At 54.7% G+C, this 25,351-nt stretch carries 18 protein-coding genes and 1 CRISPR repeat array; of the genes, 1 reads left to right on the forward strand and 17 read right to left on the reverse strand.

All coding sequences use genetic code 11. From position 1 onward, the window contains the following. Positions 1-502: 502 nt before the first annotated feature. The 14 genes from A0U42_RS11285 to A0U42_RS11350 form a co-directional block, all read right to left on the reverse strand. Positions 503-2,455 carry a TonB-dependent siderophore receptor gene (locus A0U42_RS11285; RefSeq protein ID WP_065361063.1) on the reverse strand — a complete coding sequence of 651 codons (1,953 nt, stop codon included), beginning with the start codon at positions 2,453-2,455 and terminating at the stop codon, positions 503-505. Between the two features lie 175 nt (positions 2,456-2,630). Beyond that, the gene (locus A0U42_RS11290) at positions 2,631-3,593 is read right to left on the reverse strand and encodes an AraC family transcriptional regulator (protein WP_049917261.1); all 963 of its coding nucleotides are present in this window, start codon (positions 3,591-3,593) and stop codon (positions 2,631-2,633) included. Between the two features lie 10 nt (positions 3,594-3,603). Next, on the reverse strand, positions 3,604-4,419 hold the full coding sequence (locus tag A0U42_RS11295) for a pyridoxamine 5'-phosphate oxidase family protein (RefSeq protein WP_065361064.1): 816 nt from the start codon (positions 4,417-4,419) through the stop codon (positions 3,604-3,606). A gap of 159 nt (positions 4,420-4,578) precedes the next feature. Then, complete coding sequence (hutW, locus tag A0U42_RS11300) at positions 4,579-6,129, reverse strand: heme anaerobic degradation radical SAM methyltransferase ChuW/HutW (protein ID WP_065361065.1); 1,551 nt, start codon at positions 6,127-6,129, stop codon at positions 4,579-4,581. Beyond that, entirely contained in the window at positions 6,126-6,653 is a 528-nt protein-coding gene (locus tag A0U42_RS11305; RefSeq protein WP_065361066.1) for a flavodoxin family protein, read from the reverse strand. The genes hutW and A0U42_RS11305 overlap by 4 nt, the downstream gene beginning before the upstream one ends. Positions 6,654-6,664: 11 nt before the next feature. Beyond that, positions 6,665-7,483 (reverse strand): energy transducer TonB, encoded by an 819-nt coding sequence (locus A0U42_RS11310; RefSeq protein WP_065361067.1) that lies wholly within the window; start codon positions 7,481-7,483, stop codon positions 6,665-6,667. A gap of 5 nt (positions 7,484-7,488) precedes the next feature. Then, positions 7,489-7,893 (reverse strand): biopolymer transporter ExbD, encoded by a 405-nt coding sequence (locus A0U42_RS11315; RefSeq protein WP_065361068.1) that lies wholly within the window; start codon positions 7,891-7,893, stop codon positions 7,489-7,491. Positions 7,894-7,905: 12 nt separating this feature from the next. Next, positions 7,906-8,517, reverse strand: coding sequence for a MotA/TolQ/ExbB proton channel family protein (locus tag A0U42_RS11320; RefSeq protein WP_044503044.1), 612 nt, complete (start codon positions 8,515-8,517; stop codon positions 7,906-7,908). Between the two features lie 159 nt (positions 8,518-8,676). Further along, a complete protein-coding gene (locus A0U42_RS11325) occupies positions 8,677-10,398 on the reverse strand; it encodes an ABC transporter ATP-binding protein (protein ID WP_065361069.1) in 1,722 nt (573 codons plus the stop codon). Further along, complete coding sequence (locus A0U42_RS11330; RefSeq protein ID WP_176698873.1) at positions 10,395-11,315, reverse strand: ChaN family lipoprotein; 921 nt, start codon at positions 11,313-11,315, stop codon at positions 10,395-10,397. The genes A0U42_RS11325 and A0U42_RS11330 overlap by 4 nt, the downstream gene beginning before the upstream one ends. 10 nt (positions 11,316-11,325) lie before the next feature. Further along, positions 11,326-13,356, reverse strand: a complete 2,031-nt coding sequence (locus A0U42_RS11335) for a TonB-dependent siderophore receptor (RefSeq protein ID WP_065361071.1) — start codon at positions 13,354-13,356, stop codon at positions 11,326-11,328. 21 nt (positions 13,357-13,377) lie between these two features. Beyond that, the gene (locus tag A0U42_RS11340) at positions 13,378-14,166 is read right to left on the reverse strand and encodes an ABC transporter ATP-binding protein (RefSeq protein WP_065361072.1); all 789 of its coding nucleotides are present in this window, start codon (positions 14,164-14,166) and stop codon (positions 13,378-13,380) included. Then, the gene (locus A0U42_RS11345; RefSeq protein WP_065361073.1) at positions 14,163-15,173 is read right to left on the reverse strand and encodes an iron ABC transporter permease; all 1,011 of its coding nucleotides are present in this window, start codon (positions 15,171-15,173) and stop codon (positions 14,163-14,165) included. The genes A0U42_RS11340 and A0U42_RS11345 overlap by 4 nt, the downstream gene beginning before the upstream one ends. After that, a complete protein-coding gene (locus tag A0U42_RS11350) occupies positions 15,170-16,132 on the reverse strand; it encodes an ABC transporter substrate-binding protein (protein WP_065361074.1) in 963 nt (320 codons plus the stop codon). Before A0U42_RS11350 ends, A0U42_RS11345 begins: the two co-directional genes overlap by 4 nt. A gap of 442 nt (positions 16,133-16,574) precedes the next feature. Between A0U42_RS11350 and A0U42_RS11355 the strand changes: the two genes are divergently transcribed. Continuing rightward, positions 16,575-16,829 (forward strand): hypothetical protein, encoded by a 255-nt coding sequence (locus A0U42_RS11355; protein WP_065361075.1) that lies wholly within the window; start codon positions 16,575-16,577, stop codon positions 16,827-16,829. Between the two features lie 10 nt (positions 16,830-16,839). On the opposite strand, the gene A0U42_RS11360 is transcribed toward A0U42_RS11355, so the two are convergent. The 3 genes from A0U42_RS11360 to A0U42_RS11370 form a co-directional block, all read right to left on the reverse strand. Next, positions 16,840-21,813 carry a TonB-dependent receptor domain-containing protein gene (locus A0U42_RS11360; protein ID WP_141669528.1) on the reverse strand — a complete coding sequence of 1,658 codons (4,974 nt, stop codon included), beginning with the start codon at positions 21,811-21,813 and terminating at the stop codon, positions 16,840-16,842. Between the two features lie 304 nt (positions 21,814-22,117). Further along, the gene (locus tag A0U42_RS11365) at positions 22,118-22,630 is read right to left on the reverse strand and encodes a nitroreductase family protein (protein ID WP_065361077.1); all 513 of its coding nucleotides are present in this window, start codon (positions 22,628-22,630) and stop codon (positions 22,118-22,120) included. Positions 22,631-22,849: 219 nt separating this feature from the next. After that, positions 22,850-23,755: a CRISPR direct-repeat array (repeat unit 36 nt; unit sequence GTTTCAGTCCCCTTACGGGGATTTTGGTAATGCGAC). 636 nt (positions 23,756-24,391) lie between these two features. Then, the gene (locus tag A0U42_RS11370) at positions 24,392-25,174 is read right to left on the reverse strand and encodes a short-chain-enoyl-CoA hydratase (protein WP_044503054.1); all 783 of its coding nucleotides are present in this window, start codon (positions 25,172-25,174) and stop codon (positions 24,392-24,394) included. Positions 25,175-25,351 lie beyond the last annotated feature (177 nt).

The raw sequence follows: 25,351 nt of genomic DNA on the forward strand, positions 1-25,351 counted from the left end.
TATCAGCTAATCGAAGCAATGTTTCAGTCCCCTTACGGGGATTTTGGTAATGCGACTCTACCGTAACTATGGATTTCCATTGTTGGTTTGTTTCGTTTCAGTCCCCTTACGGGGATTTTGGTAATGCGACTCTGTCTCTCAGTACCCGCTCCCTGACTGGGCTCACAGGCGATTTTTTCAAACCTCGGGCTTTTTTCGCCTTTTTCAGGTACCCGGGTGAAAAATAAAAATCAGGCAGTGTCGCTTATCCGCTTGGTTATGCCGTTTTTCGCAGGTTTGAAAATTTTCAAACCTCCGGGGTTTTTGACCCTAAAATCGGTTTTCCAAAGCCGTCGCATTACTTTGACTTTTCTTTAGTATACGTTTTTCGACTTTTATTGTCAAACGAGTAGTCGCGTTAACTCCATACAAAAAAGCCATGCCCGAACGGCATTCGTCCGGAACATGGCTATATGGAAAAAGGGATTGGCTGACAGGTACTTACGAGGAAGAAGCAGGTGTATTAGAAGGTAATTTCAATGCCCGTCCGCCAAATGCGTCCGTCGAGGTAGATGGCGTCGATCTTTTTATTGAAGACGTTGTCGATGCCGGCGAAAAGGCGGGTCTTTTCATTGAATTTACGGTTGATGACGAAGTTGAAGGTTTGATAGTTGTAGGTTTTATGGGTGTCGCTTTCGTAGTAATTATGGACCCACTGTTCCCAAATCGTAGCATTCCAGCCGGTTTTCTTGTGGTCGTCATAGGTAAGCTGCCAGGTCGTGATGTTGTCGGCAATGCCGTCGACGCCGTGAGCTGATGCTTCTGCCGATGTCGATTTATTGCTGGCCGACGTCCAGTTGCTGGTCAATTTCGTATCCCAGCGGTCGGACAGTTTGCGGCCTAAGGTCAATTCGACGCCGTGGGTCTTGGTCGTGCCGTCGATGTTGTAATACTGGCTCCAGCCGCGGCGGCCGCTGCCGACGGTATGCGTCGATATCATGTTTTCAATATCGTTATGGAAGTAGGTCAGTTTGCCGAAGGTCTTGCCCCATTCCCCTTCATAGCTTATGTCCCAATTCTTCGATTCTTCGGGCTTCAGGTCGGGGTTGCCCAAGGTCAGGACACCCATATGGGTATAGTCCATGTAGAGTTCGCTGACGCTCGGCGCCTTGTAGCCTTCGCCCCAATTGACCTTGAAGCGGTTGTTGTCGTTGAGGAAGTACGTCGCCCCGATGTGGGGCGTCGTCTTGCTGCCAAACTGGCTGTGATGGTCGTAGCGGACGGCCGGGATGATGACCCATTTGTCGCCGATGAGCCATTCGTCCTGGATGTAGGCGGCGTAGGTGCTGACGTCCTTGCCGTCGCTTCCGTCGCTTCCGAAGTTGACGCCGTCGACGCTGTAGCGATTGTATTCCGTGCCGTACGTCAGGGTATGGTCGCCGTTGATCTTATGGCTATTCTTGCCTTCAATCCCCCAGATGCTGTAGTTATTCGTTTCGCCGTATTCTTTGGCCAAGGCCGTATAGGGCAGGAAGCGGAATTTATTCAGCTTGCTGTAGAAGGTGCGGATCATATAGTCGTCGTTCTCGGTCTTACCGGTCAGGCTCAGGCTGGCGTCGCGCCGTTCCGTTTCCAGCTTGGCGTCGGCCAGGCGAACGATGCCGCCCCAGGCGCCGAGGTTATATTCCTTATGGCTCCAGTCGCCGGTCAGCTTGTCTTTATAGTAACCGAGGTCGAGGTTGAGGTTCTTATTTTCGCCGAGTTCATAGGTACCGCTGAAGTTGTAGCTCTGCTTCGGCCCTTCGAGGTTCTTGACCGGAAGGCCCGATACTTGGTGTTCCGTCCACTGGCGGTCCTTGGAAAAATTCATATCGAAGGTGCCGCTGAACTTGCCCTGCTTCCCTAAATCGATGTGGTAGTAGTTGGATATGTTCGTCGTCCCGGTGGCAACGCCCATGGTAACCGACGGTTCGCCGGACGACTTCTTAGTAATGATGTTGATGACGCCGGACAGGGCATCGGAACCGTACTGGGCCGAGGCGGCACCGCGGACGATTTCGATACGCTCGATGGTGTGGACGTTCAGTCGGTCGAGGGCCAACAGGTTCTGTGTCGTCGACGTATCTTCAATGGCCGTCCGCTGGCCGTTGATCAGGATAAGGGCACTGTTGCTGGCCATGCCGCGCATGGAAATGCGGTGACCGAAGCCGGTGCTGGTATTCATGATCTGTATATTATCGGCCAACCGCAGGGCCGAATAGACGTCGGTGGCGCCTAATTTTTCAATGTCCTCGGCGGTAATGACTTCGACGGTCTGCGGCACGGTCTTGACCTCCGCTTCCGTCCGGGTCGCCGTAACGACGACATTCTTCGTCGTCACTCCTTGTTCCGTATCCTGCACATCTGCCGCATAGGCCGGCAGGGACAGGGCCATCAGTATGCCCCAAGTTACATAAGCAGCGCTTTTATGCCTCATCGTTTGATAAGTCCCCTCTTTCACTAGTAATTTTGAAAACATTTCTCGTTTAAAAGAGTACCATATCTCGTAGTCACATTCTACTCCATTCAGCCAAAAAGCACTCCATTACGACATTTTTTCACAAATCAAGGCCTTCCTCCGCCTGATCGAGCGCTTTCACCGGCCTGTGAACTCAGGCCTCCAATCGGTCCGAAAAGGCCTGCTGCTTTCGGTATTCCCGAGGCAGGCAACCGGCCGTCTTTTTGAAGGCCACGGCAAATTTACTGCTGTTTTCATAGCCCACGCAGTTGGCGACTTCGAGGACGCTCTTTTCAGTCTTTACCAAGAGTTCCATGGCTTTAGCCATGCGCAGTTCTTTCTGGTACTGATACATCGTCGTCCCGTAGACATCCTTGAAGCAGCGCTTCAGCGACGTCGGCGCCATGTTGTAGCGTTCGGCCATCGCCTCGATCGTGCAGTGGCAGCTCAAATCCGCCACCAATTCCTGGTGGACCGCCTTCACGGTTTCGACTTGGCGCCGCGTCAGGTACGGGCGGTCCAGGCGCATCTTGCCTTCAAAGGTGCTGAGGAAGAGAAAAATTTCTAAAATCTTCAGGCGGAAATATCGATGGCGGATGGCCGGCGGCACGTGGTAGAGTTCATAAAACAGATGCTTCATGGCCTCGTTTTCCTGAACGATGATGCCGAAATCGGAATCGCTGCAAAAGCGGTCGCACAGGGACATCAAAGAAAAGCTCTCCTGTTCCAGCAGGCGGTCCACGACGGATTGAGCCCGTTTTTCATCGACCAGGACCGACAAGCCGTGATAGTGGGATGACGGGAAATAAGCCATATGGCAGTAATCGCTGCAGCTGCGGCGGCCGACGGACATGTCGCCCTTGCCCATGTACAGGTATTCTCCGTTTTTAAATCGGCATTCGATGCGGCCTTCTTCGCAGTGATTGATGGCAAAGACGTCGGGCCGCAGGGGCGCATAGCAGGAAAATTCTTCCATATGGGCTTCGAGATAGCTGAGGGTAATGCCGGGGTAGACTTCCCAGTTGTTCATTTCGGCCGTCCCCGTTTCATTTTCTAAAGACAGGACCGTCAGCGGTCCGTCGTGGCGAACCATCTTGATCGTCGTCGTATAATCCATGATAACCTCCTTAAAGTATGCACCAAGTCTGGCGTAAAGGCTGCTTCCGTTTGGCAAAGCCGGACCAGACAAAGGTCATCCGCTGCGGCGTCAATTCGATGCCGTGGAGAACGACGGCCATGGCTGCCAGCCGTTTTTCGGAAATCCCCTTGGCCGCTGCCGCAGCTTGATAGGCCGGGGCATCGGGTTCTAACAGTCGTACGGAACCTTCGATTTGAAGGCCTCCCAAGTGGGCCGTATCGGTAAAAGCATCGAAGACCGTAAAGGCCGCCCGGGGATTTCGGTAGAGATGAATGAATTTTTCCCCGCCTTCACTGAAGAAATAGAGCTTTTGCCCGACGAAAACGTACTCGATGGGCGTAGCCCGCAAGGTGCCGTTGCTTCCAGTCGTCAGAACACCCGTATTATGATGGGCCAGAAAATCTTCCATGGCCTGCACAGCCTCTTCATCGGCAAAAGGCTCCGGCCACAGGGCCTTGAGGCGCCGAGCCGCTTCCATCGTATCTTCGAGAAAATTTTCACTAGAAACGAAAAAGGACGCCGCTAAAGACCGTCCCAGCCCTTCTTCGACAGCCGCCGGGCCTTCTCTGGTTTCAGTCTTGGCCGTAAGCAAAAGAACCAAGGCTTTCCCTGAAAGGGACTCCCGCCATTCGGGAAGGGACGAGAGCATGTCTCCCCTTTCCCCCATGACCAAGACAACCCGGCCGTAACGCTGCCACGACGGAGGCGATTCATAAGACGCGCAGGCCCCCATGCCGACCATGGAGCTGACCATAAGGGCTATTTTTCTGGTTGCCTCATCCTCATAGAGATAGAGTATATTCATTAGAGTCTCCTTTATAAATAATATTGACTCTCATTATAATTTTAATGGATAGCCGTAAACCTTGTCAAATATAAGTAAAAACTGCCGCCCGAAGCAAGGGAGTGGCTCCGGGCAGCAGTCGCTTCGGACCGGTGAAGGGCCGGCCCATCTATAGGGGAGTTACATAGAACCCATGCGCTTCATAACAGCGCTCAGTTCTTCCGGTGAAAGATGCTGCATCGCTTCTGCCATCTTTTTCATGGCTTCCATGCCGGGCTGAACGCCCTTCTCTTTCATTTTTTTCATCGCCGCCGCCATGGCCTCGGACTTGGCTGAATCTTGAGCAGCGACGGCAGCTAAGTTCATGACCGATTCTCCTGTCAGGAGATACTGCATGCATTCCAGCGTCGTCTGAGTCAGGTTGACCTGCCAGAACTGCCCGGCTTCGGTGAGCATATAGAGGGTGCCGTTGTCGGTCACCAGTCCCCTCGCCTGCCAAAGGTCGTAAAGCCACTTCAAATCACCTAGGCGGCTGTCCTTGGCGATGAGACCGTTCAAATCGAGATAGCCCTGTTCCATTTGGACCTGGACGAAGTCGATCAGCGGCCGCAGGGGCGACTGTTTCATGAGGGCCATGAAGGGCTTCTGCCCCTGGCGGACAAACATTTGATACGGCGAAATGGCCCGGTGAAGCATCGTTTCGTAGCCGTCGACGTGACCGCCGGCGCCGCTTCCGAAGGGAAACATGGCGGCACCGGACCGGGCCAGCACGTTATACAGGCTGCGCTCCCGGTTGGTACGGCTCCAGTGGCAGATATTGAGGCGCCGATAAGCCCGTTGTTCCAAATAGACTTTCGCCTCGTGGAACATCTGCGCTTGGACGGACGTTTCGGCCGCCCGTTCCAATCGACCTTCGGAAATAGCTTTATTCAAGTCGCTGCCGTCGAAGACGTTGAGCTGATATAAGTCGGCCCCGTCGGCGGCACATTCCGTCAAAAGGCGCAGGTCACGGAGCCAGACATCCATGGTCTGACCGGGCAGGCCGTACATCAGATCGATGACGATGACCGCCTGGTTATAAGCCCTTACGTCATCGAGTCGGCGAAGGACGGTCTCCTCGTCGTCGAGGCGGCCGACGGAGCGGCGGACAGCCGTATCAAAGGACTGGACGCCGAGAGACACGCGGTTGACGCCGTTTTCAAACCAAATATCCATCTTTTCCGGGACGACGTCGTGGATCCGCCCTTCCAAGGTCAGTTCGTAGTCATTGGCCAAGGGCAGGCAGCGGCGGATCGTTTTCAAAAGCAAGTCGGCATTGGCCGGCGACAGCGATGTCGGCGTGCCGCCGCCGATGAATACGGCATGGATCAAACCGTCCCGCAGGCGGGGGCTGTCGGCAGCTTGTTCCAGTTCGTCGACGAGACAGCGAACGTATTCGTCTTCGGCCTCCTGCTTGGTTCCGTTTTGAAAGAAACCGCAATACAAGCATTTTGTTTTGCAAAACGGAATGTGGATGTATGCCGTTTGGACGTCCCGCCCGGCAGGCCGACGGCTCATCACGTCCTGCCAGATCTGCTGCGACTCGGCCGGAGCGATGATCTTTCCGCTCAATCCGGCATGGACGACGCGCTTTCTCGGGAAGGCGTGCCCTAAGGGATCGCCGCCGGAGAGGCCAAACTGCAGGGCCTGCTCTTCCGGCGACAGACTGTCGTAATAAGCCTGTAAGCTCATTGCCCGCCTCCTTCCAGCCAGTGCAGGATATCGGCAGCAAAATCAAAGGCTCGCTGCAAGTCCTCTTCATCGGGGTGCTTGGCCGCTTCGGCATGGCGGGCATCCCGTTCCGGCGTCCGCCCGTGGGGATGGCCTTCGGGAAACTTTTTATACATCATTTCAATAATTTTCGGATCCACTGCACCCTGGCAGATGAAGGTCCCGACGACGTCCGTCCCTTCGGGCAGGAGCCGTGCCCCTTCGTCGAGGCTCTTTTGCGCGTGTTCCGACCGGGGATCTGCGCCGAGGGTTGCAAAGAGGGCGACCTTCGGATGGTGGAGTCCTTCGAGGAAGGTCCTGGCTTCGGCATTGGCCGTCCCCCGGTCTACCCAGTAGCCCATAAAGACCAGATCGTAGGTTTCGATGTCGGACGGCGCTTTCGCTGCGGGCAGGCACGGCGTCCCGGCCGGCAGGGCACTGGCAATAGCCTCAGCCACTTTTTTCGTATTTCCCGTACGGGATGAGTAAAGTACGATTATTTTCATAATGCTTCTCCTCACTGTAATTCAAAAGTAACGGGGACATTGACGGTAATGTCGCCCCCGGTCGGATTGGGATAAGGGCAGGCGGCATAGACGGCCTTTGTCGCCGCTTTTGCAAGTAACCCGTCACCGCTGGCCGAAACGCCGATGCAGTTACCGCTGCCGTCGAGGGTGACCGTCACGTAGACCGTCCCGGTCAGGCCGCGCTTCACAGCCATGGGCGGATAGGTCTTATTGGCATTGACGGCGGACCAAAAGCCGTCGGTATCAAAGGCGCCGGTACCCGTACCGTCACTGCCGCTGTCGCCGCTGCCCTGACCACTGCCGCTTCCTTCGCCGTAGCCTTCTCCGTCACCGATGCCGTCGCCGCTGCCGCTGCCCGAACCGGAACCGTATCCCGAGCCGGACCCGCTGCCTTCGCCGCTTCCCGTGCCGCTGCCGCTGCCGCTTCCTTCCCCGCCTGCCGCAGAGCCGCCGCCATCGAACGAAGCAGAATTTGTCGGAGACGGATTGGCCGCTGCGCTTTCTACCGGCGATATGGCCGATGGAGCTGCCAAGGCTGACGAAGCCTGTTCGACCTGAGCCCTTCGCTCGGCCACAGCCGCGTCGGACAACTTATCGGGAAAGAGATTGGCCGCTCCGCCGCCGCCACCGCCGGCATGACCGCTCCCGGCGCCGGTCAGTTCCGACGCATCGAGGTCGATGACGTACATTTTTTCTTCTTCATGGTGAGCGACGGAGCCGGCTAAAAAGCACATGAACAGGCCAAAGACCAGGGCGTGAATGACCAGGGATCCGCCATAAGCCTTTTTCCAAGAAATACGGCTGTCCATGGACCTCACCCTTTCTGCTTGGCCGCAATGGCCAGCCGCTTGACGCCGGCAGATTTCAGCATGTCCATGACGGCTACGACCTGGCCGTGAGCCGTGCCCTTATCGGCCTGGAGGACGACGGCGGCATTGGCATTATCGGCCATGTGCTGCTTCATCAAAGTCGACGCTTCGTCGATACTGACCGGCTTATTGTCGAGGGTAATATGGCCGTCCTTGTCGACGGTGACGATCAAAGGCATCTGCGCCGGGGCCGAAGCGCTCTGGGCCTGAGGAAGCTGGACGGAAAGGGCTTTTTGGGCGACGGTCTGCAAGCTGTTCATCATAAAAAATACGAGGAGGAAGAAGATGATGTCGATCATGGGGATGATCATGAACACAGGCTTCTTCTTCATTCTGACGTGAGAAAACATGACTTTCGCCTCCTATCCTGCTTTTTGGGCCTGCATGACGTCGAGGCAGACCCGTTCCGTATCGGTGACGATCGTGTCGAGCTGATGCGAGAAATAGGTATAGACGCAGAAGGCCAGGATGGCTACACAGAGGCCCGTTGCCGTAGCGACTAAGGCCTCGCCGACACCGCCGCTGATGGCCGAGGCACCGGCACCGTTATCGAGGACGCTGAAGGTACTGATCATGCCCGTAACCGTCCCCAAGAGCCCTAACAGGGGAGCGATGGTGACGATGGCACTGAGGTAGTCGAGATACCGCTGGAAGCCGATGGCTTCGACGTGCATCTGTTCATGAAAGGCCGTCTTCATCCGATTTTCGTCGCCGCCGTATTTCAGGCCGTTGGCGACGATGCGGCTCATGGCCGTCGGAAACTGCCGGCAGTAGGCATCGGCCCGATCCCATTCCCGGCTCTCGGCTGCCTCACTGACGCCGGCGCAGAACTCCTTGGACCCTTTGCGGTTCACCCGGTAGTAGCCAAAGCGTTCGATGGCGATGGCCAGGGTAAAAATAGACAGCAGCAAGAGAGGATACATGACCAGACCGCCGCTGTGAAACAACTGTAAGGCATACTGAAAAGCTTCCATTCTTTCACACGCTCCCTTTTATGAAATCAATTCTCATCTTTAAGCAGTGTCATTGTAACAGATTTTCCCCTCCCCTTTCTACTCCAAGGAGGTCAAAAAAGATCCGTTCAGACATTTACTTTAAAAATGGATCAAAGACTGATAAAATACCGCCTTTTTCTAGGCTTTTGAAGAAAACTGAGCCCGGTATAAGTCATAATAAGCCCCTTTTTTCGCCATCAGCGCTTCATGGGACCCTTCTTCGGCAATCCCTTCTCCGGTCAGGACCACGATGCGGTCGGCCTGGCGGATCGTCGCCAAGCGGTGAGCGATGATCAGCGTCGTCCGCTTCGCCGACAAGGCCGTCAAAGCCTGCTGGATCCGCAGTTCCGTTTCGTTATCGAGGGACGACGTGGCCTCGTCGAGGATCAGGACCGGCGGGTTCTTAAGGAACATGCGGGCAATGGCCAATCGCTGTTTTTGACCGCCCGACAAGAGGACGCCTCGTTCGCCGACGTAACTGTCATAGCCTTCGGGCAGGGCCTCGATAAAGGCGGCGGCATCGGCTTTTTTCGCCGCTTCCCGAAGGGCCTCATCAGGCGCCGTCTCATCGCCAAGGGCGATATTGTCTCGAATCGAGCGGGCAAAGAGAAAGACATCCTGCTGGACGATGCCCACGGCCTGCCGCAGCGACGCCAGGGTATAGTCGCGGATATCCCGGCCGTCGAGGACGATGGAACCGGCCGAAACGTCATAAAAACGAAGGATCAGATTGGCAAGGCTGCTCTTTCCGACGCCGGTAGCACCGACGATAGCCACCGTTTCCCCCGGCGCGACGGTCAAGTTAAAATCCTTCAAAATCATCGTATCGCTGCCGGGATACGAAAAGGACACGCGGCGAAATTCCAGACGCCCTTCAATTCCCTCAGCCTCGACGGCGCCGGGACGGTCGACGATTTCAGCCTGTTGGTCCATCAATTCTGCATAACGGCGAAATCCGGCCATACTGCGCTGATACCGTTCCGTCAGGACGGTGAGCTGCATGATAGGCCGGATAAAGAGCATGAGATACATCAAAAAGACGACTAAATCGGCGACGGCCATGGCTCCGTGAATGATAAAATAACTGCCGGCAGCAATGATGACCAAGTTGTTTACATTGGTAAAAAAGAGGATGGTACTCATCAAATAGGCTTCCAGGAGATTGGTCCGCTTCTGGGCCTGCCGCAGATTCCGGCTGGCCCCTTCAAAATGGCGGAAGATGCGGTTTTCACTGCCGAAGGCCTGAATGACCCGGATGGCACTGAAGCTTTCGGCACAGACCGTACTGAGGCTCCCCATTTTCTCCCGCGCACGGAAAAAGGTCTTCTTCATCCGTCGGTTGAGCCATATCGTATCGGCCGTCTTTAGGGCCAAAACGACGAGGACCAGACCGGCCAGCTGCCAATTGAGGCGGAACATGAAGAAGGCGCTGCCGGCCATGGTAATCGTGCAGACGAGGGCTAAGTTGGGCAGTTGAAAGACGAGATCGCCGATCTCTGAAATATCGCTGATGACCGTCGACACGAGCCGTCCCGTATGGACGCGGTCGAAGAAGGAAAAACTCAGCCCTTCCACATGGGAAAAGAGGTCACAGCGAAGGTCATGCTCGATGCGGGCGCCCATATTCCGGCCGCAGTAATAGACCAGAAAGGTCAGGAGCAGACAGAGGACGTAGAGCCCCAAAAGGCCGAGGGCTGACCGAATCAGGGCCTCTAAATCTCCGGACGGCAGGACGACGTCGAGGATATGGCGGACCACCATGGGAAAGAGGGTCTCCAAGACGGCCGATAAGACGGACCCGATGACGACGACGGCCAGGAGCCGGCCGTACGAGCGGTAGCAGGATAAAAAGCGCTTCATCCCCCATCGCCCGCCTCTGTTTCAGGTACAATGACGATATAGTCCCCCTCATCTTGGTACAGCCTTCCCGGCTGCACACCACCTGCCCCGGACGATTCCGCGAAAACAGCGGTAATGACCTGTATGTCGAGGTCCGGCCGCCGGCGGTGGAGCTGTTCGACAGAGCCCAAATAGCCGCCGCTGTGGACGGCCCCGGTCAGATGATAGACCAGATGAGCGGGGTGGTTCTTTTTATAAGCGGCCAGCCTGTCGGCCATGGCATTGTCCTTTAAGGACTGGGCGGCAAACAGCTTGGGGATCGTTTCTTCCGATACCGGCATGGCCCGCCCTTTTAAGGCCTTCATGATCTTCGTAAATTTTCGTTCATAGGCTAAAGAACTCGGATAAAGGGGCTCCGGCACATAAGGTTTCCATTCTGTCGGAATGGCGTCCAACGTCCCCGTCCGGGCATACGCTGCCGCAGCCGGCCTCGGGATTGAGGCGGCGACGACAGAAAGGTCATGCGTTTTGGCAAATTCAACGGCGGGCCGATAAGCCTCCTTATAGTTGGGCCAAGGCCGGCTCTGGGCTAAATAAGTTTCTTCAGGGGTCTCTCCTTTCAAATAGGCATCCAGCACGGGCTGGCTGTCCTGTTCAGCCATTTCCAACGAAAGGGCCAGATTGCGGCTTTTTCGCTCATAGAGAGCCTCAAAGAGTGCTGCTTCCAGTTCGTGAATGGCGGCGTTGTCATGAAATTCCCCAAAGAAGATGACGTCCGCCCCTTTCACCTGATCGGCTAACTCCGAGACTGACAGACTGCGGCCCGTCGCCGTTTCGACGATGTCCGGTGCCTTAGCAGCCCTTGTCAGGCCGGGCGCCGCCAAGAATACCGTCAGGGCCCAGAGGATGGCCGCTTTTCGTACAAAGGATGTCATCATAAGGTCCTCCTTACCACTTCCATTCAGCGCCGATCCGCCACATCCGGCCGTCGACATAGATGTCGTCGACTTTCTTGTCGAAGATATCGTCGACACCGCCGTAGACGGCAAAGCCGCCGCTCAGTTTCTTGCGGAAGGAGAAGTTCAGCGTATTATAGGTATAATCCTGTCCGTCAAAGCGGTAGTCGTTGCTGAACTGATCCCAGAGGACGGCGCTGAAACCCTTTTCTTTATGATCGTCGTATAAGAGCTGCAGCGTCGTCGTATGTCTGGCCCGATAATTGAGGCGTTCGCCCGTCGTACCGTTGGTCGCGTCGAGGTAGTTATGGGTCATCTTCACAGTCCAGCGGTCATTGAGGCGGCGCCCCACTTCGGCTTCGACGCCGTTGATATCGGCCTTGGCGATATTGATGTACTGATAGGTCATATAGCCGATGGGAGCTGTTTCGATTAAGTTGGTCACCTTATTGTGAAAATAGGTCAATTTCCCGAAATTGCGGCCTTTATCGTATTCTAAGCCGAAGTCGAAGCTCGTCGATTTTTCCGGTTCCAAATCGGGATTGCCGTAGATATTGACCGTCGTCGCTCCCATGGCCCGGTGCATTTCCATATAGAGTTCACTGATGGAAGGAGCCTTATACCCTTGGCCGTAATTCGATTTAAAGCGCCAGTTCTGATCGATGTTATACGTCAGGCCGATTTTAGGCGTCGTCTGACTGCCGAACTGGCTGTTGTGCTCAAAGCGCAGGGACGGGATGAGCAGCAGGCGGTCGTTGACCTGCCATAAGTCTTCTACATAGCCGGCATAGGAATTGACTTCGTGCCCGGCCACATCCTTATCAAGGCCGACCGACGAGCCGGAGAGGCGGGTCCCTTCGTATTTCAGTTTCCGATATTCGCCGCCAAAAGTCACGTTGTGATGGTCGCCGATATACATCGTATCCCGGACTTCGGTCACCCAGGTGCTGTAATCAGCCCGGTCCATATCGGCTCTGGGGTACATGCCGCCTAAGATCCGTTCCATCATGCCCGGAAAGAGAGGGCGGTCATTGTAGATGACAGAATTTTTCTTCAACTGATTGTAATACGTGCGGAACATGTAGTCATTGCGGCCGGTCTTCCCCGTGTATTCGACGCTGGCTGCCCGCTCCTGTTCATGGTAAAATTCCCGCTTATCCTGGGACGTCGGAAGCTTCATGGGCCCCATGGAATACCAGGCCGGGGCAAAATCGGACCGCAGGTCATCATTATGATACTCCAGGTCGACGCGCAGCTTGTTGTCGTTGCTGTTTTCAAAGTCATAGACGCCGGCCAGATGGTACATGCGGCGCATGCCGTACATGGCCCGGTCATAGCCTTCGGTCACGGTCCGCGTGCCGCGACCGGAGACGGTGCTGCTGTAGACGTAGCGGTTAAAGGGCCGCAGCCGGTCCCAGCGGGCGTCGAAGGACGTCGACCAGCGATGGTGTTTGCCAAAGTCGACATTGACGTATGACGCCGTATTTTCCGTACCGGTGACGACGCCTACAGTGCCGCCGGCCTTATCGGGGACCTTGGTGATGATATTGATGACGCCGCCCATGGCATCGGAGCCGTAGAGGGAGCTCGACGGGCCGCGGACGATTTCAATGCGCTCGATATCGCTCAAATCGAGGCGTTCCAGGGCATAGACGTTGGTCGTGACATCCGTATCTTCACCGGCATAGCGCTTGCCGTCGACGAGGATCAGCGAGTGGTTGGTGCTCATGCCGCGAATCATGACGGCGTTCCCCGTCATGCCCGCCCGGGCCAGGTTGACGTTATTGGCCAGCTGCAGGGCCGACCGGACATTCGCCGCTCCCATGCGCTGCAGATCTTCCTGCGTCCAGACTTCGACCGCCTGAGGCACGGTCTTCACTTCTTCTTCGGTCTTGGTCGCCGTGACGATGACGTCTTTTAATTGGACCGGTTCTTCATTTCCGACGGCAGCGCCTTCAATCGTTCCATATAAGGACGTCGTCATGAGTACGGCTAAGAGTGCCGCATAGTTACGATAATTCATCCCATTAACTCCTTCCAGCAGTCAGTGCGTCCCATAAGGCACACACAGGCGGTACGTTTCAGCACCTTCCTGTACTTCTGTAATAATAGCTTGTATGTCGTACAGCGGTTCAATGATGTCCCGCCGAAACACATCCTTAACCGGTCCGTCGACGACGATCCGTCCTTCTTTGACGGCAATCAGGCGATGGCTGTAGCGGGCGGCATGATTCAGGTCATGGAGGACCATGACTACCAACACGCCCGTCGTTTCATACAGGTCAGCGATGAGTTCCATTAAATCTAATTGATGGTGAATGTCTAAATAAGTCGTCGGCTCGTCGAGGAGCAGGACTTCCGGCTCCTTGGCCAAAGCCAGTGCCAGCCAGGCCCGCTGCCGTTCCCCGCCGGACAGGGCCGAAAGGCGTCGGTGCTGCAGCTTGGTCATCCCCGTCCCGGCCAGCGCCTTATCGGCAGCCTTACCATCTTCTTCGCGAAGACTGGAAAAGAGGCTCTGATAAGGCAGCCGTCCCAAGAGGACCAGGTCCCGCACGGTAAGGTCGCCGGGGGCCTGCATCGACTGGGGCATAAAAGAGATCATACGGGCCAGGGCATCCGTCGAAAAGCTGTTCATGTCGCGGCCGTTCAAGGTGACGACACCGGCCGACGGTAGGATCAGGCGGGCCATCGTCTTCAGCAGCGTCGACTTCCCCGACCCGTTGGGGCCGATGATGGAGATGATTTCTGCCTTGTCCAGTACCAGGTTCAAGTCCCGGGCAACGACCTTATTGTCGTATTGGATCTGAAGACCCTTAAGTTCAATAGGACTCATGGCGTACCCAGCCTCCGTCTCAATAAATACAGGAAAAACGGCGCCCCGATAAAGGACATGAAGATGCCGACGGGAACTTCCATGGGACTGAAGACCGTCCGGGCCGCAGCGTCTGCGCCGGCTACCAAGACGGCACCGAACACGGCCGAGCAAGGCAAAAGGGGCTCGAAGTCAGAACCGACGATGAGGCGCATCACGTGGGGCACGACCAGGCCGACGAAGCCCAAAAGGCCGGCTACGCTGACGGCAGACGCCGCCAACAGTGCGGCTAGGGCTACTAAGAGCGCCCGCGTCCGATGGACCTGAACGCCCAACGTCTGCGCTACGTCGTCGCCGAGCTGCAGGGCATTGAGGCGCCGATAGAGGCAGATTGTCCCCACCATGCCGATCAAACTATAAGGCAGGATCATGCGTACGCTCTGCCAGCCGGCACCGGCAAATCCGCCGGCCATCCAGGACACGGTTCCCTGGACCTTATCGGAAAAGAAAACGGACAAGGCCGTCATGCCGCCGCCAAAGAAGGCCGCTACGGCCACCCCGGCCAGTACCAGGCGCAGGGGATTGACGCCCCGCTCCCAGGCCAGGAAAAAGACGATGGCCGCCGCCCCTAAGGCCCCGGCAAAGGCCGCTAAAGGCACCCAAACGGTCAGCGTCGGCACCAGCATCATCAAGGCCATAGCCGCCAGGCCCGCTCCGGCCGAAATGCCGATAATGCCCGGATCGGCCAAGGGATTGCGAAGGACCCCTTGGAGGATGCAGCCCGACAAGGCCAGGTTGGCCCCGGCCAAGGCGGCGCAGATGCCGCGAGGCATGCGCAGGGTATAGATGATACGGTAATCTTCCGTCGTCCCCGGCGCCCGCAACGCCAGCCAAAGATCCGGTAAGGGAATCGATACGGCACCGACGACGACCGTTAAAATAAGGACGCCGACTAAGAGGACCAGGCCGGCTAAGAGGACCGTCAGCCGCCGGATTTCTCTTTTCCGGGTGACCTTATCCGCCATCATAGGGTTCCTCCCCCATACAGGCGGTCGGCCATGTATTCCATGGCATCGGCAATGCGGCTTCCCGGATTGACCGTAAACAGGGCCGTCGGCAGGGCATAGACCTTCCCTTGGCGCACAGCCCGGACCTGACTCCAAGAATCGCTGTCAGCCATGGATGACCGGAATCGGTCGGCCTCATCGGGACTCTGGCCCATGGAGATGATAAAGATGACCTGCGGATCTTGGCGCAGGACGTATTCCATGCTGAGGGGCACAAAGGGCTCGTGAGAACCGGCGCCCTCGGCAATATTGGTACCGTGGAGGCGTTTCAGCATATCACCGGAAAAGCTGGCTGCCGTCGCCATATTGTTGCTGTCCGGCGAACTGAAGAGGATCAGGGCCCGCGGGCTTTCCTTGCCGCCGGCGGCTGCCATGACGGCATCGGTCCGATCTTTGATATCGGCAGCCTTCTTCGCTGCCTCCGGTTCATGGCCGGTCAATTCGCCAAAGAACTCCAGCGTCCTCAGACTGTCTTCCAAGGAATCCAACGAATTGATGTACAGCGGGATGCCGTTTTGGGCCAGGGTTTGGCGAATCTGGTTGTGAAAAGGCACGTTGATGCCGACGACTAAATCCGGATGGAGCGATAAAATCGTCTCTAAATTGGGCCGATGAATGATGCCCACCGACGGGACGGCTGCCAGGGCCTCGGCCAGTTCCGGGGCCATAGAATCAGACGTCGGTTTGCCGACAATCGTATCCCGGCCGCCGGCGGCGTCATATAAATCAAGATTGGATACATTCAAAAAAACGACTCGCTGCGGGTGAACGGGAATCGTGACGGACTCTCCGGTTGCATCCACGACTTGACGAGTCGCTGTCGATGGTACCCCATCGGCGTCTGCCATCATGAACCAGGCCACGGCTGCCACGATGACAATGCCGCAAAAAATAAGACTGCTAATCAATACTTTACGCAAAAAAGGACCTCTCTTTCAAAGAAAACTACCAAAACAAGACATAAAACACGAATGCAGCCAAAGCCCATAAAGCTCCTAAAAAGGCGAAGCATTCGCCGGTCCCGTCGAACACGACTTCTCCCTGTATGCGATACATAGACAGGTCCTCCTTTCCCTAAAAATCCGGCGGGGATGGCGGCGTGTTCCCAAGGGGATCTCCTATATAAAAGTCTTTGTTATCGATATCGATTTTCAATATATTTTGTAATAAAATCATAACATATTACAATTATAACGACCACTCCAATCAGTCAGGAAATGATCCGTTCCGACATTTATTTTGTAACCGCCTGTCTGAACAGCCTTTCCCGCTATTCTCATTATCATTTTATTTGACATATTGAGAATGGAGGTATATCATGTTAATACATCGAATCTTATACCCTTTTAGGAGGCGTCCCCTATGAAACATACCCTCTATCTTTTCTCGTATCTCGTCATGCTGCCCTTAGCCGCTGCCGTCTTTGTCATCGCCCTTTTCACCGGCTGTGTGACCGTTGAATCCTTACTGAAAGCCTTGCTCTGGCTGACCCACAGCACGATGACGACGGAAACCAGAAACCTGGCCGTCGTCATCGCCGCTATGTCTCTTGCCCTGTGTTCAGCGTCGTGGGTACTGGCCCACACGGCCTGTCAACTGCGCCATTATTGGTCCTAAGGCAAGGGATTTAAAATTTATAGGTCAGCTGCAGGCGGGCATAATCGCCTAAGGTAAACTGTTCCGCCCCGTAGAGCGTATCGCGGCTGTGAATGCCCTTGGCATCGAAGGTATAGAAGGCTTCGACGAGGAAATTTTTAGCCGGTACATAGCCGGCACCGACGGTAAAGCTGCGAATGCCGTCGAGATAGCGGTCCGGCAGGCTTTCAGTACCGTTGCCGCCGAAGAAGGAGCCGTGCTGGAAGTATTTGTAGTCGGCAAAGGCATTCCAGCTGCCCCGTATGTCCGTATCGCTGCGGCCGACGTCGAGGCGCACCGTCCAGAAGTGAGGCGTTCCGCCCTTATCCCGGCCAAGAAGGGTAAAGTCTGCTGTGCCCCGCTGATGATCGTACCGGGACTGACCGTTCAGGAAGCGGCCGAATTCCGTGCGGTTCTGGCCGTAGTCGGCAGACAGGCGCAGGTTCTGTCCGATCTGCCAGCGGGCCCCGATGCCGACGACGTCGGCAAAACGGTCAAAGATATCGACATCATTGCCGTGGTTATTTTCCGAGAACCACGGCTGTTTGTCCTGCCTGAAAGAATGGAAGTACCAAGCCTGAAGGCCGAAATCAGCACCGAATTGTTTCTTGACCTGTACGAAAGCCGCCCGATCGAGAGGGGCAATGACGTCGCGCCGGAGGATCGTCCCTTCCGTAAGAATGGGCCGACCGATGGCTTTTTCCAAAGCCGCCCGGGGCTGCTTGCTGGCCGAATCGGCACTGCGGACGAGATCTTCCAGGGCTTTCAGGTATTCCGACAGCAGTCTGGGGATTTTCAGCCCGTAATTCGGGTCGTTTCCATTAAAGTCGGCACTGCCGTAATTTTCCTTGTACAGTTCATCGATGAGATGGTCCAGCGTCGAGTCGAACCGGTACTGTGAATACCAACCCTCTCCGTCTTGACCGGAATCTTTCCAATCGAGGCTGCCGATGCCTTCGATGCCGTCATAGACATAATCACCGGCCCTATCGCTGCGGCTCACATTACGCCACATGCCGCTGCCGTCCAAGGGACGGTAGGTCGTCCCCATTTCATCGTCCTTGCCGTAATAGCCCCAAGCTTCTTTGGCCGTATGCTCGGCAATGGCTTCATAGCCCCGATGCAGTTCTGCTTCCCGGGAAGTGAGGAAGGCCCGGCCGTCACCGAGAGCCCTGTCGTCACTGAGGCTGATGGAAAAGTGTTTATTCATTTCCTGTTTATAGGCCTTTTCTTCCGGCGAGTCGAAGTCGCTGATGTAGCTGTTATAGTAGACATCGGCCGCCTTATAGACGACGGCTCCCGTGTCTTTATGCTTCAAGCGGTACAATACCTTGCCGTGAATCGGCACGTTGAGGGTAATGCCGGCCTGAGCCGCTTCTTTGCCGTAGGCTGTGTTCACGATGTGCTGGAGACGACGGATTACCTCGCCCTGTTCCTTCGTGTCGGCCCCGTTTTTCACGGCATCCCGCAGCTGCTGGTAGAAGTAGACCTTGTCGTTTTTCCCCTTATAGGACTTATTGTAAATATCATTGGGGCTGCCTTCGTCGTAGACCGTTCCTTCCCGGTCCGGATCGGTCGTTCCCGGCTTCAAGGGGTTGGCGCCGGCCATCTTGGCCAGATCATAAGGCCAATCGTCGCGATTGAGACCGATCAATTCCGATACCGTCGGCGGCCGATAGAAGACGGCGTGCGTCGAATGGGTATAGGCCGAATCGGAGATACCCGTACTGTGCTTAAAGGACCCGTATCCCAGGCGGACCTGGGTATCCTTTCCGGTCCAAACGGCGCGGACGCCGTCGAATTCTTTCCCGAACCAATATCCGGTGACCCCCATGGGTTCCGTCAGGCGGCCGATGGAGAAGTCCCATTGCCGGACGCGGTGCGTCAAGTCCGCTTCTTCGACGCGCTGATGTTGGAGGCCTTCTGACAAGGGCACGGTCTCTGCCGTATCGACGGTTGCCGCCCCGGAGGCGCTGCCCAAGAGGCGCAGGTTGGTATCGTCTCCGAGGCGGGCATCGACGCCCAAACGCAGGCGCTGGCTAAAGCCGTGTTCTCCCCGGTCGTACATGTTGCGGTCTGCCGTATCGATGTACGTATCGGCCCTAAAGGGCGGCAGTTGGCGGTCCTGTCCCTTATGGGAATCCCACCGCAGGCGGTAGTCACCGATGATGTCCCAGCCTTCTCCCTTAGACTCGTCAAAGGGGCGGGCGATGAAGTCGTTCATGCGAACCGGCGTTTTGGCAGCCCCTGCCCCTTCAGCAGCGGGAGCCTTCTTCCCTTCGAGGATGTCCCGGGCATCGCGGCCCAGTTTAAAGTTGACGCCAAAGCGGTAGACCCGCTGCTGCGTCGCCCGGTCGTCGTCACGGTGGTTGAACAAGTTGTTGATGCCGAAGTAGACCAAGGAATCTTTATTGATCTTTTTCTGCACCATGAGGTTCCAAATGCCGAAGGTCTTCTTCTGGTACCGGGGCTTGCGGTACACGGCCCCTTCTCCCTGCAGGATATCGGGCCAGTAGTTCGACGAATCGGAAAGGGAATTGCTGTCCAGCATGTGGATGTAGTAATTGCCCCATAAGGACCCTCGCCAGCCGCTTGCCGGATCGTCATAGTCAAGGCCGATATCGACCTTATGGACCGGCTTGTCGAGGAGGCGGTGCGGCATATCGGAGTCGCTCTTATTGATGGCGTGGAGCCAGGTATACCCCAGTTTAGCCGTCCAATGACGGCCCAGTTTCTGCTTCACTTCCGCTTCCAATCCCGTAATTTCAGCGCGGCCGATATTCTTAAAGCTGTAAATCAAATCGGGGGCCCGCATCCATTTGGCCGAGAAGCCCAAATCAGGGGCAAAATCCATGTAGCGGCCGGTAAAATAGACGGTCATGTAATCTTTGATGCGGTTGTGGAAGAAGCCCAATCGGGCCGATGTATTGTCATTTTCCCCTTCGATGCCGATGTCGAAGTTAACCGACGTTTCCGGCTTCAAGTCGGGATTGCCGACCCAGTACCAGCCCATGCGGGCCACGCCGATGCCGACGGGACTGCTGCCGTACATTTCCCAGTTATACCAGAGTTCACCCATGCCCGGTTCGGTATAGCCCGTTCCGATATTGGCTTTAAAGCGCCGGTGTTCGTTGCCGCCGACATTGTGGGTCAGCCCCAAATTTCCCGAAAGATGGCTGCCAAAGAGGCTGCTGTCGTCCAGCCGGAGAATAGGGGTCACGATGGTCCTGTCGTTGACCTGCCACGTATCCTGAATGAAAAAATTACGCCGATTAATCGTGCCTCGGCCCGTCGTGATCCGGTTGTTGCGGCGGCGGTACTCTTCGAGAAAATGGCGGCCGTTAAAGACCGGCGCCTTTTCCTGTATCTTGGGATCCGTCGCCATGCCCCACTCAAAATACTTGCCGACGATGTTCGATGCGCCGGCCAACTGCGGGTTCTGGTCGCGCAGCTGCTGTTCAAATGTCCAGTAGTCCTTCCACTTGTCGTCGGTCATGGACGAGTCATTGTACCAGCGGCTCGGCTCCTTATCCTTCAGCTTATGCCGTTCGTAATCGGTGTAGGTAATGAGGGGCAGCGTCGACGGATCGTTGCGGTCGGCGCCGTAGTATTCATAATTTTGGTCCCATTGAGGCAGGCTGGTGCCGTTATCATAAAAGGCATAGTCGTGGATGTGGGACCAGACAGGAACGCTCGTATCCCCGTCGTTCCGCATATAGGCATCGATGCCTTCGACGAGGAGGCTCTTATCGTAATCCCAGGGATCGATGTAGCGCGTCGACGTCCGGGGCGAGCTCTTGAGACGGCTCCCTTCGCCGGTCTCTTTGATAAAGCCGACGCCGTAACTGAGGAGATGGCGGTCATTGATCTGCGTGTTGGCCGAGGCCTTGAGACTGCGCTGGCGGTGGTCGACGTCGTCGACGTATTTCAGCTCATTCTTGCCCTCGTAAGACGACCGTCCATAGTAATTGATGAGGGAAATATCGTCTTCCTTCATGCGGGAATAATTCGTTTCTACACTCCAGTCGGTCCTGCCGGCCCGTCCCGTCCAGCCCAAATTATACGTATTGCGGTCAGCCCGCCGCTTAAAAATCTGTTGGGGCTCCATATCGCTGTCGGTGTGCTTGACGTGGCGAAGGAGGTCTTCCGTATAACGTTCGACGTTCCAATGGAGGCTGTTATTTTCATTGATGTCATACGTGCCGACCATACCGATCGTATCGGCCGTCCCGTGGTAGCGCAGGGCGTTTGGCTCAAAATTGGCCATATCCTTATTTTCGATGATCCACGTCCGCCGCGGCTTCTCATTGGCGTATACGGGCATGATGTCCCGCTTGCTGCCGTAAACGCCTAAACGGAGTTTTCCGATCTGGCCGGAGTCGGCGCGGAGAAAAAGATTGGTGTAAGGGGCTAACCCCTTATCGCCTTTGGCACGCATACTTTCGGCATTGACCTGAAGCTGAGGCGTCGCCGACGCTTTCTTGGTAATGATGTTAATGACGCCGCCAATGGCATCGGAACCGTACTTGGCACTGGCAGCCCCTTGGATGACCTCGATGTGATCGACATTTTCCGTCCCCAACCGCATGACTTCATCCATGGCGCCGGAATACTTGGCCAAATCACCCATTACGGGCTGTCCGTCGATGAGGATCAGCGTATGACGCGGCTCGGCACCGCGGATCGACACGCCGGTCCGCCCCATGGCATCGACGGTCTTAGACACACCGGTCTGGTTGAAAATGACGTCTTCCACCGATTTGGCCTGTTTTTCTTCAATTTCCTTGGCCGTAATGATTTGAACCTGCTGGGACTCCCACTTGGCATTTTCCTCGGCCTGCGACGATTGGACGACGACCTGCTTCGTCGTTACGGACTGACTGCCGTCTGCTGCATCTGCCGCCATCGTCAGCGGCGCCGACAGCCATAGGATAATAGCCCACGTCAGGGCCTTCTTCTGTTTCATACAACCTTCTTTCCCGACATATGTTTCCATACCGCAGTTATTTGTTGAAAATAATTTTCATATATGTCGAGATTGTAACAGTAAAAGGGCTTTATCGTCTACTCCGTTAGGTTGAAAAAAGCTCCGTTCAGACATTTATTTTTAACATAACACGAATTTATATCAAAATAAAACTATTTGATTTTTATACTATCCCTCGTAATCAGCCTGAGGCGTCAATCTGAACAAGGTGGCAAAGAAAGATCGCCAATACGAAAAAGCCCGCTCTCTTAGGAGAACGGGCTCTTGTTGTAAAGACAATATTTTATAAATGGGAAATAAGGTCTTCTGCTTTTTTCGATTGGAAATGCCAGGCGGCGGGCTTTGCTTCCGGAGCGGGATAACCGATCTGCATGAGGGCGACGATTTCGGCGTCCTTCATTTCGGGGAACAATTTTTTCTGCTCTTCTGTCTCAAAGTCGCTGACCCAGGCGGCACCGAGACCTATGTTTTCAGCGGCCAGCCAGACCTGCATAGCAGCAATGCTGGCATCGACGACGCCGTGATTTTGTCCGTCACTCTGTCGGACCCAGGCTTCGCCCGGTACATAACCGACGGCAATCGTCAAGGGCGCCCGAAAATGGTATTTCGTAATGGCCTTGATCTGTTCGAGTTTTTCCTTCGATTCGATGACCCAGGCCCGAATGGGCTGATAGTTTACGGCGCTCGGCGCCAGCATGATGGCTTCCTTCAATTTTTCAACGAGGGCCGGTTCTACTTTTTTATCCAAAAATTTGCGGACCGAATAACGATCTCTCATCAATTGTTCAAATTCCATGGTCAAGTCTCCTTTTCGCATAAGGTCTCCCCGTCATCGGGTTATCCTCATTATACTTACCGGTATAAAATTTACAAGTACGCACATTTTTGGTACCTAAAAAATAACTTCCACGACAAAAGCCGATACCAGACATCTCAGATAGATGACGGTATCGGCTTTTCTCATGCAAGATTCAGTTTTCAGTCCCCCTATAGCATTACCTCCTTTTTCTAAAAGGAGTCCAATTAAATCCGGGGATTTTGGTAATGCGACATTGTACACGATTAATGTCGGAAAAAGACGTGGGTAGTTTCAGTCCCCTTACGGGGATTTTGGTAATGCGACAAACCAATTCTATTGTCGTCTAATGCCAATTACTTTTCGTTTCAGTCCCCTTACGGGGATTTTGGTAATGCGACTATTATTTTCACAGCGCGTTGCGCAGAAAGGAGGGTCGTTTCAGTCCCCTTACGGGGATTTTGGTAATGCGACACCCGTATCTCTATCTTTTATTCATGTTCTTACTACTGTTTCAGTCCCCTTACGGGGATTTTGGTAATGCGACAGAGTGGTCCTGCGATAACGACCATCGTCTTCTCGTTTCAGTCCCCTTACGGGGATTTTGGTAATGCGACTTCTTTCGTTTTCAATTTCATTAAATCCTTTTTCGTGTTTCAGTCCCCTTACGGGGATTTTGGTAATGCGACATTTTTCGAAGCACGCTTCGAACTTCGGAACGAGTTCGTTTCAGTCCCCTTACGGGGATTTTGGTAATGCGACGGGACGGCGTCCGCCGCCTGGAAACCGTGTTACAGTTTCAGTCCCCTTACGGGGATTTTGGTAATGCGACAAGCACCGGAAAAAATAAAAGCACTGGAAATTAACCGAGTTTCAGTCCCCTTACGGGGATTTTGGTAATGCGACATGTATATAGTTCTTCATTGGCCAACAATACAAGGTTTCAGTCCCCTTACGGGGATTTTGGTAATGCGACGCCGAATATTATGTTCCCACCTAACGTGTCCTGTTGGTGTTTCAGTCCCCTTACGGGGATTTTGGTAATGCGACCAAAGGTAGTGGTACAGCCATGCAAGTTCCGCGAGAAATGTTTCAGTCCCCTTACGGGGATTTTGGTAATGCGACTCTGTCTCTCAGTTCCCGCTCCCTGACTGGGCTCACAGGCGATTTTTTCAAACCTCGGGCTTTTTTGGCCTTTTTCGCTGACCCGGGTGAAAAATAAAAATCAGGCAGTGCCGCTTATCCGCTTGGTTATGCCGTTTTTCGCAGGTTTGAAAATTTTCAAACCTACGGGGTTTTTGGCCCCAAAATCGGTTTTCCAAAGCCGTCGCATTACTTTGACTTATCTCAAGTATACGTTTTTCGACTTTTATTGTCAAACGAATTTCGGAAAAGGGCTCATCTTCGAATGTCCTCGCAAATGCCTCTCATCGGGCACAGGAGCGCCTTCTCCCTCTTAGCCATCTAGTTTTATATGAGTCGACCGTAGATGGCCTTTTAACTCGTTTCTGCAGGGTTTCTGCATAAAACAAGATTTCAGTCCCCTTACGGGGATTCGGGTGATGCGACGTTATGACAGTCCAGTTGAGAGTCTACTGTTATGTACAGTTTCAGTCCCCTTCCGGGGAAATTGTTAACTCAGATCTAGTCGTCACATCACTTTGGCTTTTCTTTAGTATACGTTTTTCATCTTGGTTATGAAAAAAGGACGTCCCATGACAAATCACGAGACGTCCCTTTATTCGGAGTCAAACGATGATATTATTTGCCTTCAAAGGTCGGTTTACGTTTTTCTACGAAAGCAGCCATGCCTTCCTTCTGGTCGTTCGTGGAGAAGCAGAGACCGAAGACTTCAGCTTCGTAAGCGATGCCGGTTACGACGTCGCAGTTGATGCCGCGGTTGATGGCAGCTTTGGAGAGCTGTACAGCGACGGGAGCGTTCTTGGCGATTTTGCCTGCCAATTTGAGGACAGCCGGCATTAATTCTTCCTGAGGAACGACTTTGTTTACGAGGCCGATAGCTTTTGCATCTTCAGCACCGATCATGCCGCCGGTGTAGATGAGTTCTTTAGCCTGGCCGCGGCCGACAACACGAGTCAGACGCTGGGTGCCGCCGAAGCCCGGGGTAATGCCGAGGCCGACTTCAGGCTGGCCGAATTTTGCGTTTTCCGATGCATAGCGGATGTCGCAAGCGCAGGAAAGTTCGCAGCCGCCGCCGAGGCAGAAGCCGTTGATAGCAGCGATGACAGGCTGAGGCATGTTTTCGATTTCCGTGAAGACGTTCTGACCGAACTGGCCCCATTCGCGGCCTTCTGCCGGAGTCTTGGTAGCCATTTCTTTGATGTCTGCTCCGGCAACGAAGGATTTTTCACCGGCACCGGTGATGACGACGACTTTAACGGCTTTGTCGACAGCGATCTTTTCGATAGCGTCTTTTAATTCCGTAACCGTGTCGAGGTTCAAAGCGTTCAGGGCTTTCGGACGATTGATGGTAATCGTTGCGATACCATTTTCTACTGCACAAAGAATGTTCTGGTAATCCATGAGATAAACCTCCTAAAACAACTGATATAGAGAATAGTATAGAATGAGTATAGAAAACGACGGGTCTTTTCCATGATGGAATCCAACAGGCCGGACCGCCCCCGGGATGCTGGTGAGATACGCCGTTTTATGACCGTAAATCTTTAAAAATAATACGGGGTGTGATAGTCACGCCCC

The sequence above is a fragment of the Megasphaera sp. DISK 18 genome, from assembly GCF_001682955.1.
Classification (GTDB): domain Bacteria; phylum Bacillota; class Negativicutes; order Veillonellales; family Megasphaeraceae; genus Megasphaera; species Megasphaera massiliensis.

What these genes read in the sequence shown, in the direction of transcription:
- A0U42_RS11315 (WP_065361068.1), bottom strand. Translation starts at nt 7,893, where the DNA reads ATGTTTTCTCACGTCAGAATGAAGAAGAAGCCTGTGTTCATGATCATC.
- A0U42_RS11295 (WP_065361064.1), bottom strand. Translation starts at nt 4,419, where the DNA reads ATGAATATACTCTATCTCTATGAGGATGAGGCAACCAGAAAAATAGCC.
- A0U42_RS11370 (WP_044503054.1), bottom strand. Translation starts at nt 25,174, where the DNA reads ATGGATTACCAGAACATTCTTTGTGCAGTAGAAAATGGTATCGCAACG.
- A0U42_RS11340 (WP_065361072.1), bottom strand. Translation starts at nt 14,166, where the DNA reads ATGAGTCCTATTGAACTTAAGGGTCTTCAGATCCAATACGACAATAAG.
- A0U42_RS11335 (WP_065361071.1), bottom strand. Translation starts at nt 13,356, where the DNA reads ATGAATTATCGTAACTATGCGGCACTCTTAGCCGTACTCATGACGACG.
- A0U42_RS11305 (WP_065361066.1), bottom strand. Translation starts at nt 6,653, where the DNA reads ATGAAAATAATCGTACTTTACTCATCCCGTACGGGAAATACGAAAAAA.
- A0U42_RS11310 (WP_065361067.1), bottom strand. Translation starts at nt 7,483, where the DNA reads ATGGACAGCCGTATTTCTTGGAAAAAGGCTTATGGCGGATCCCTGGTC.
- A0U42_RS11320 (WP_044503044.1), bottom strand. Translation starts at nt 8,517, where the DNA reads ATGGAAGCTTTTCAGTATGCCTTACAGTTGTTTCACAGCGGCGGTCTG.
- A0U42_RS11330 (WP_176698873.1), bottom strand. Translation starts at nt 11,315, where the DNA reads ATGATGACATCCTTTGTACGAAAAGCGGCCATCCTCTGGGCCCTGACG.
- A0U42_RS11285 (WP_065361063.1), bottom strand. Translation starts at nt 2,455, where the DNA reads ATGAGGCATAAAAGCGCTGCTTATGTAACTTGGGGCATACTGATGGCC.
- A0U42_RS11355 (WP_065361075.1), top strand. Translation starts at nt 16,575, where the DNA reads ATGAAACATACCCTCTATCTTTTCTCGTATCTCGTCATGCTGCCCTTA.
- A0U42_RS11365 (WP_065361077.1), bottom strand. Translation starts at nt 22,630, where the DNA reads ATGGAATTTGAACAATTGATGAGAGATCGTTATTCGGTCCGCAAATTT.
- hutW (WP_065361065.1), bottom strand. Translation starts at nt 6,129, where the DNA reads ATGAGCTTACAGGCTTATTACGACAGTCTGTCGCCGGAAGAGCAGGCC.
- A0U42_RS11360 (WP_141669528.1), bottom strand. Translation starts at nt 21,813, where the DNA reads ATGAAACAGAAGAAGGCCCTGACGTGGGCTATTATCCTATGGCTGTCG.
- A0U42_RS11290 (WP_049917261.1), bottom strand. Translation starts at nt 3,593, where the DNA reads ATGGATTATACGACGACGATCAAGATGGTTCGCCACGACGGACCGCTG.
- A0U42_RS11325 (WP_065361069.1), bottom strand. Translation starts at nt 10,398, where the DNA reads ATGAAGCGCTTTTTATCCTGCTACCGCTCGTACGGCCGGCTCCTGGCC.
- A0U42_RS11345 (WP_065361073.1), bottom strand. Translation starts at nt 15,173, where the DNA reads ATGATGGCGGATAAGGTCACCCGGAAAAGAGAAATCCGGCGGCTGACG.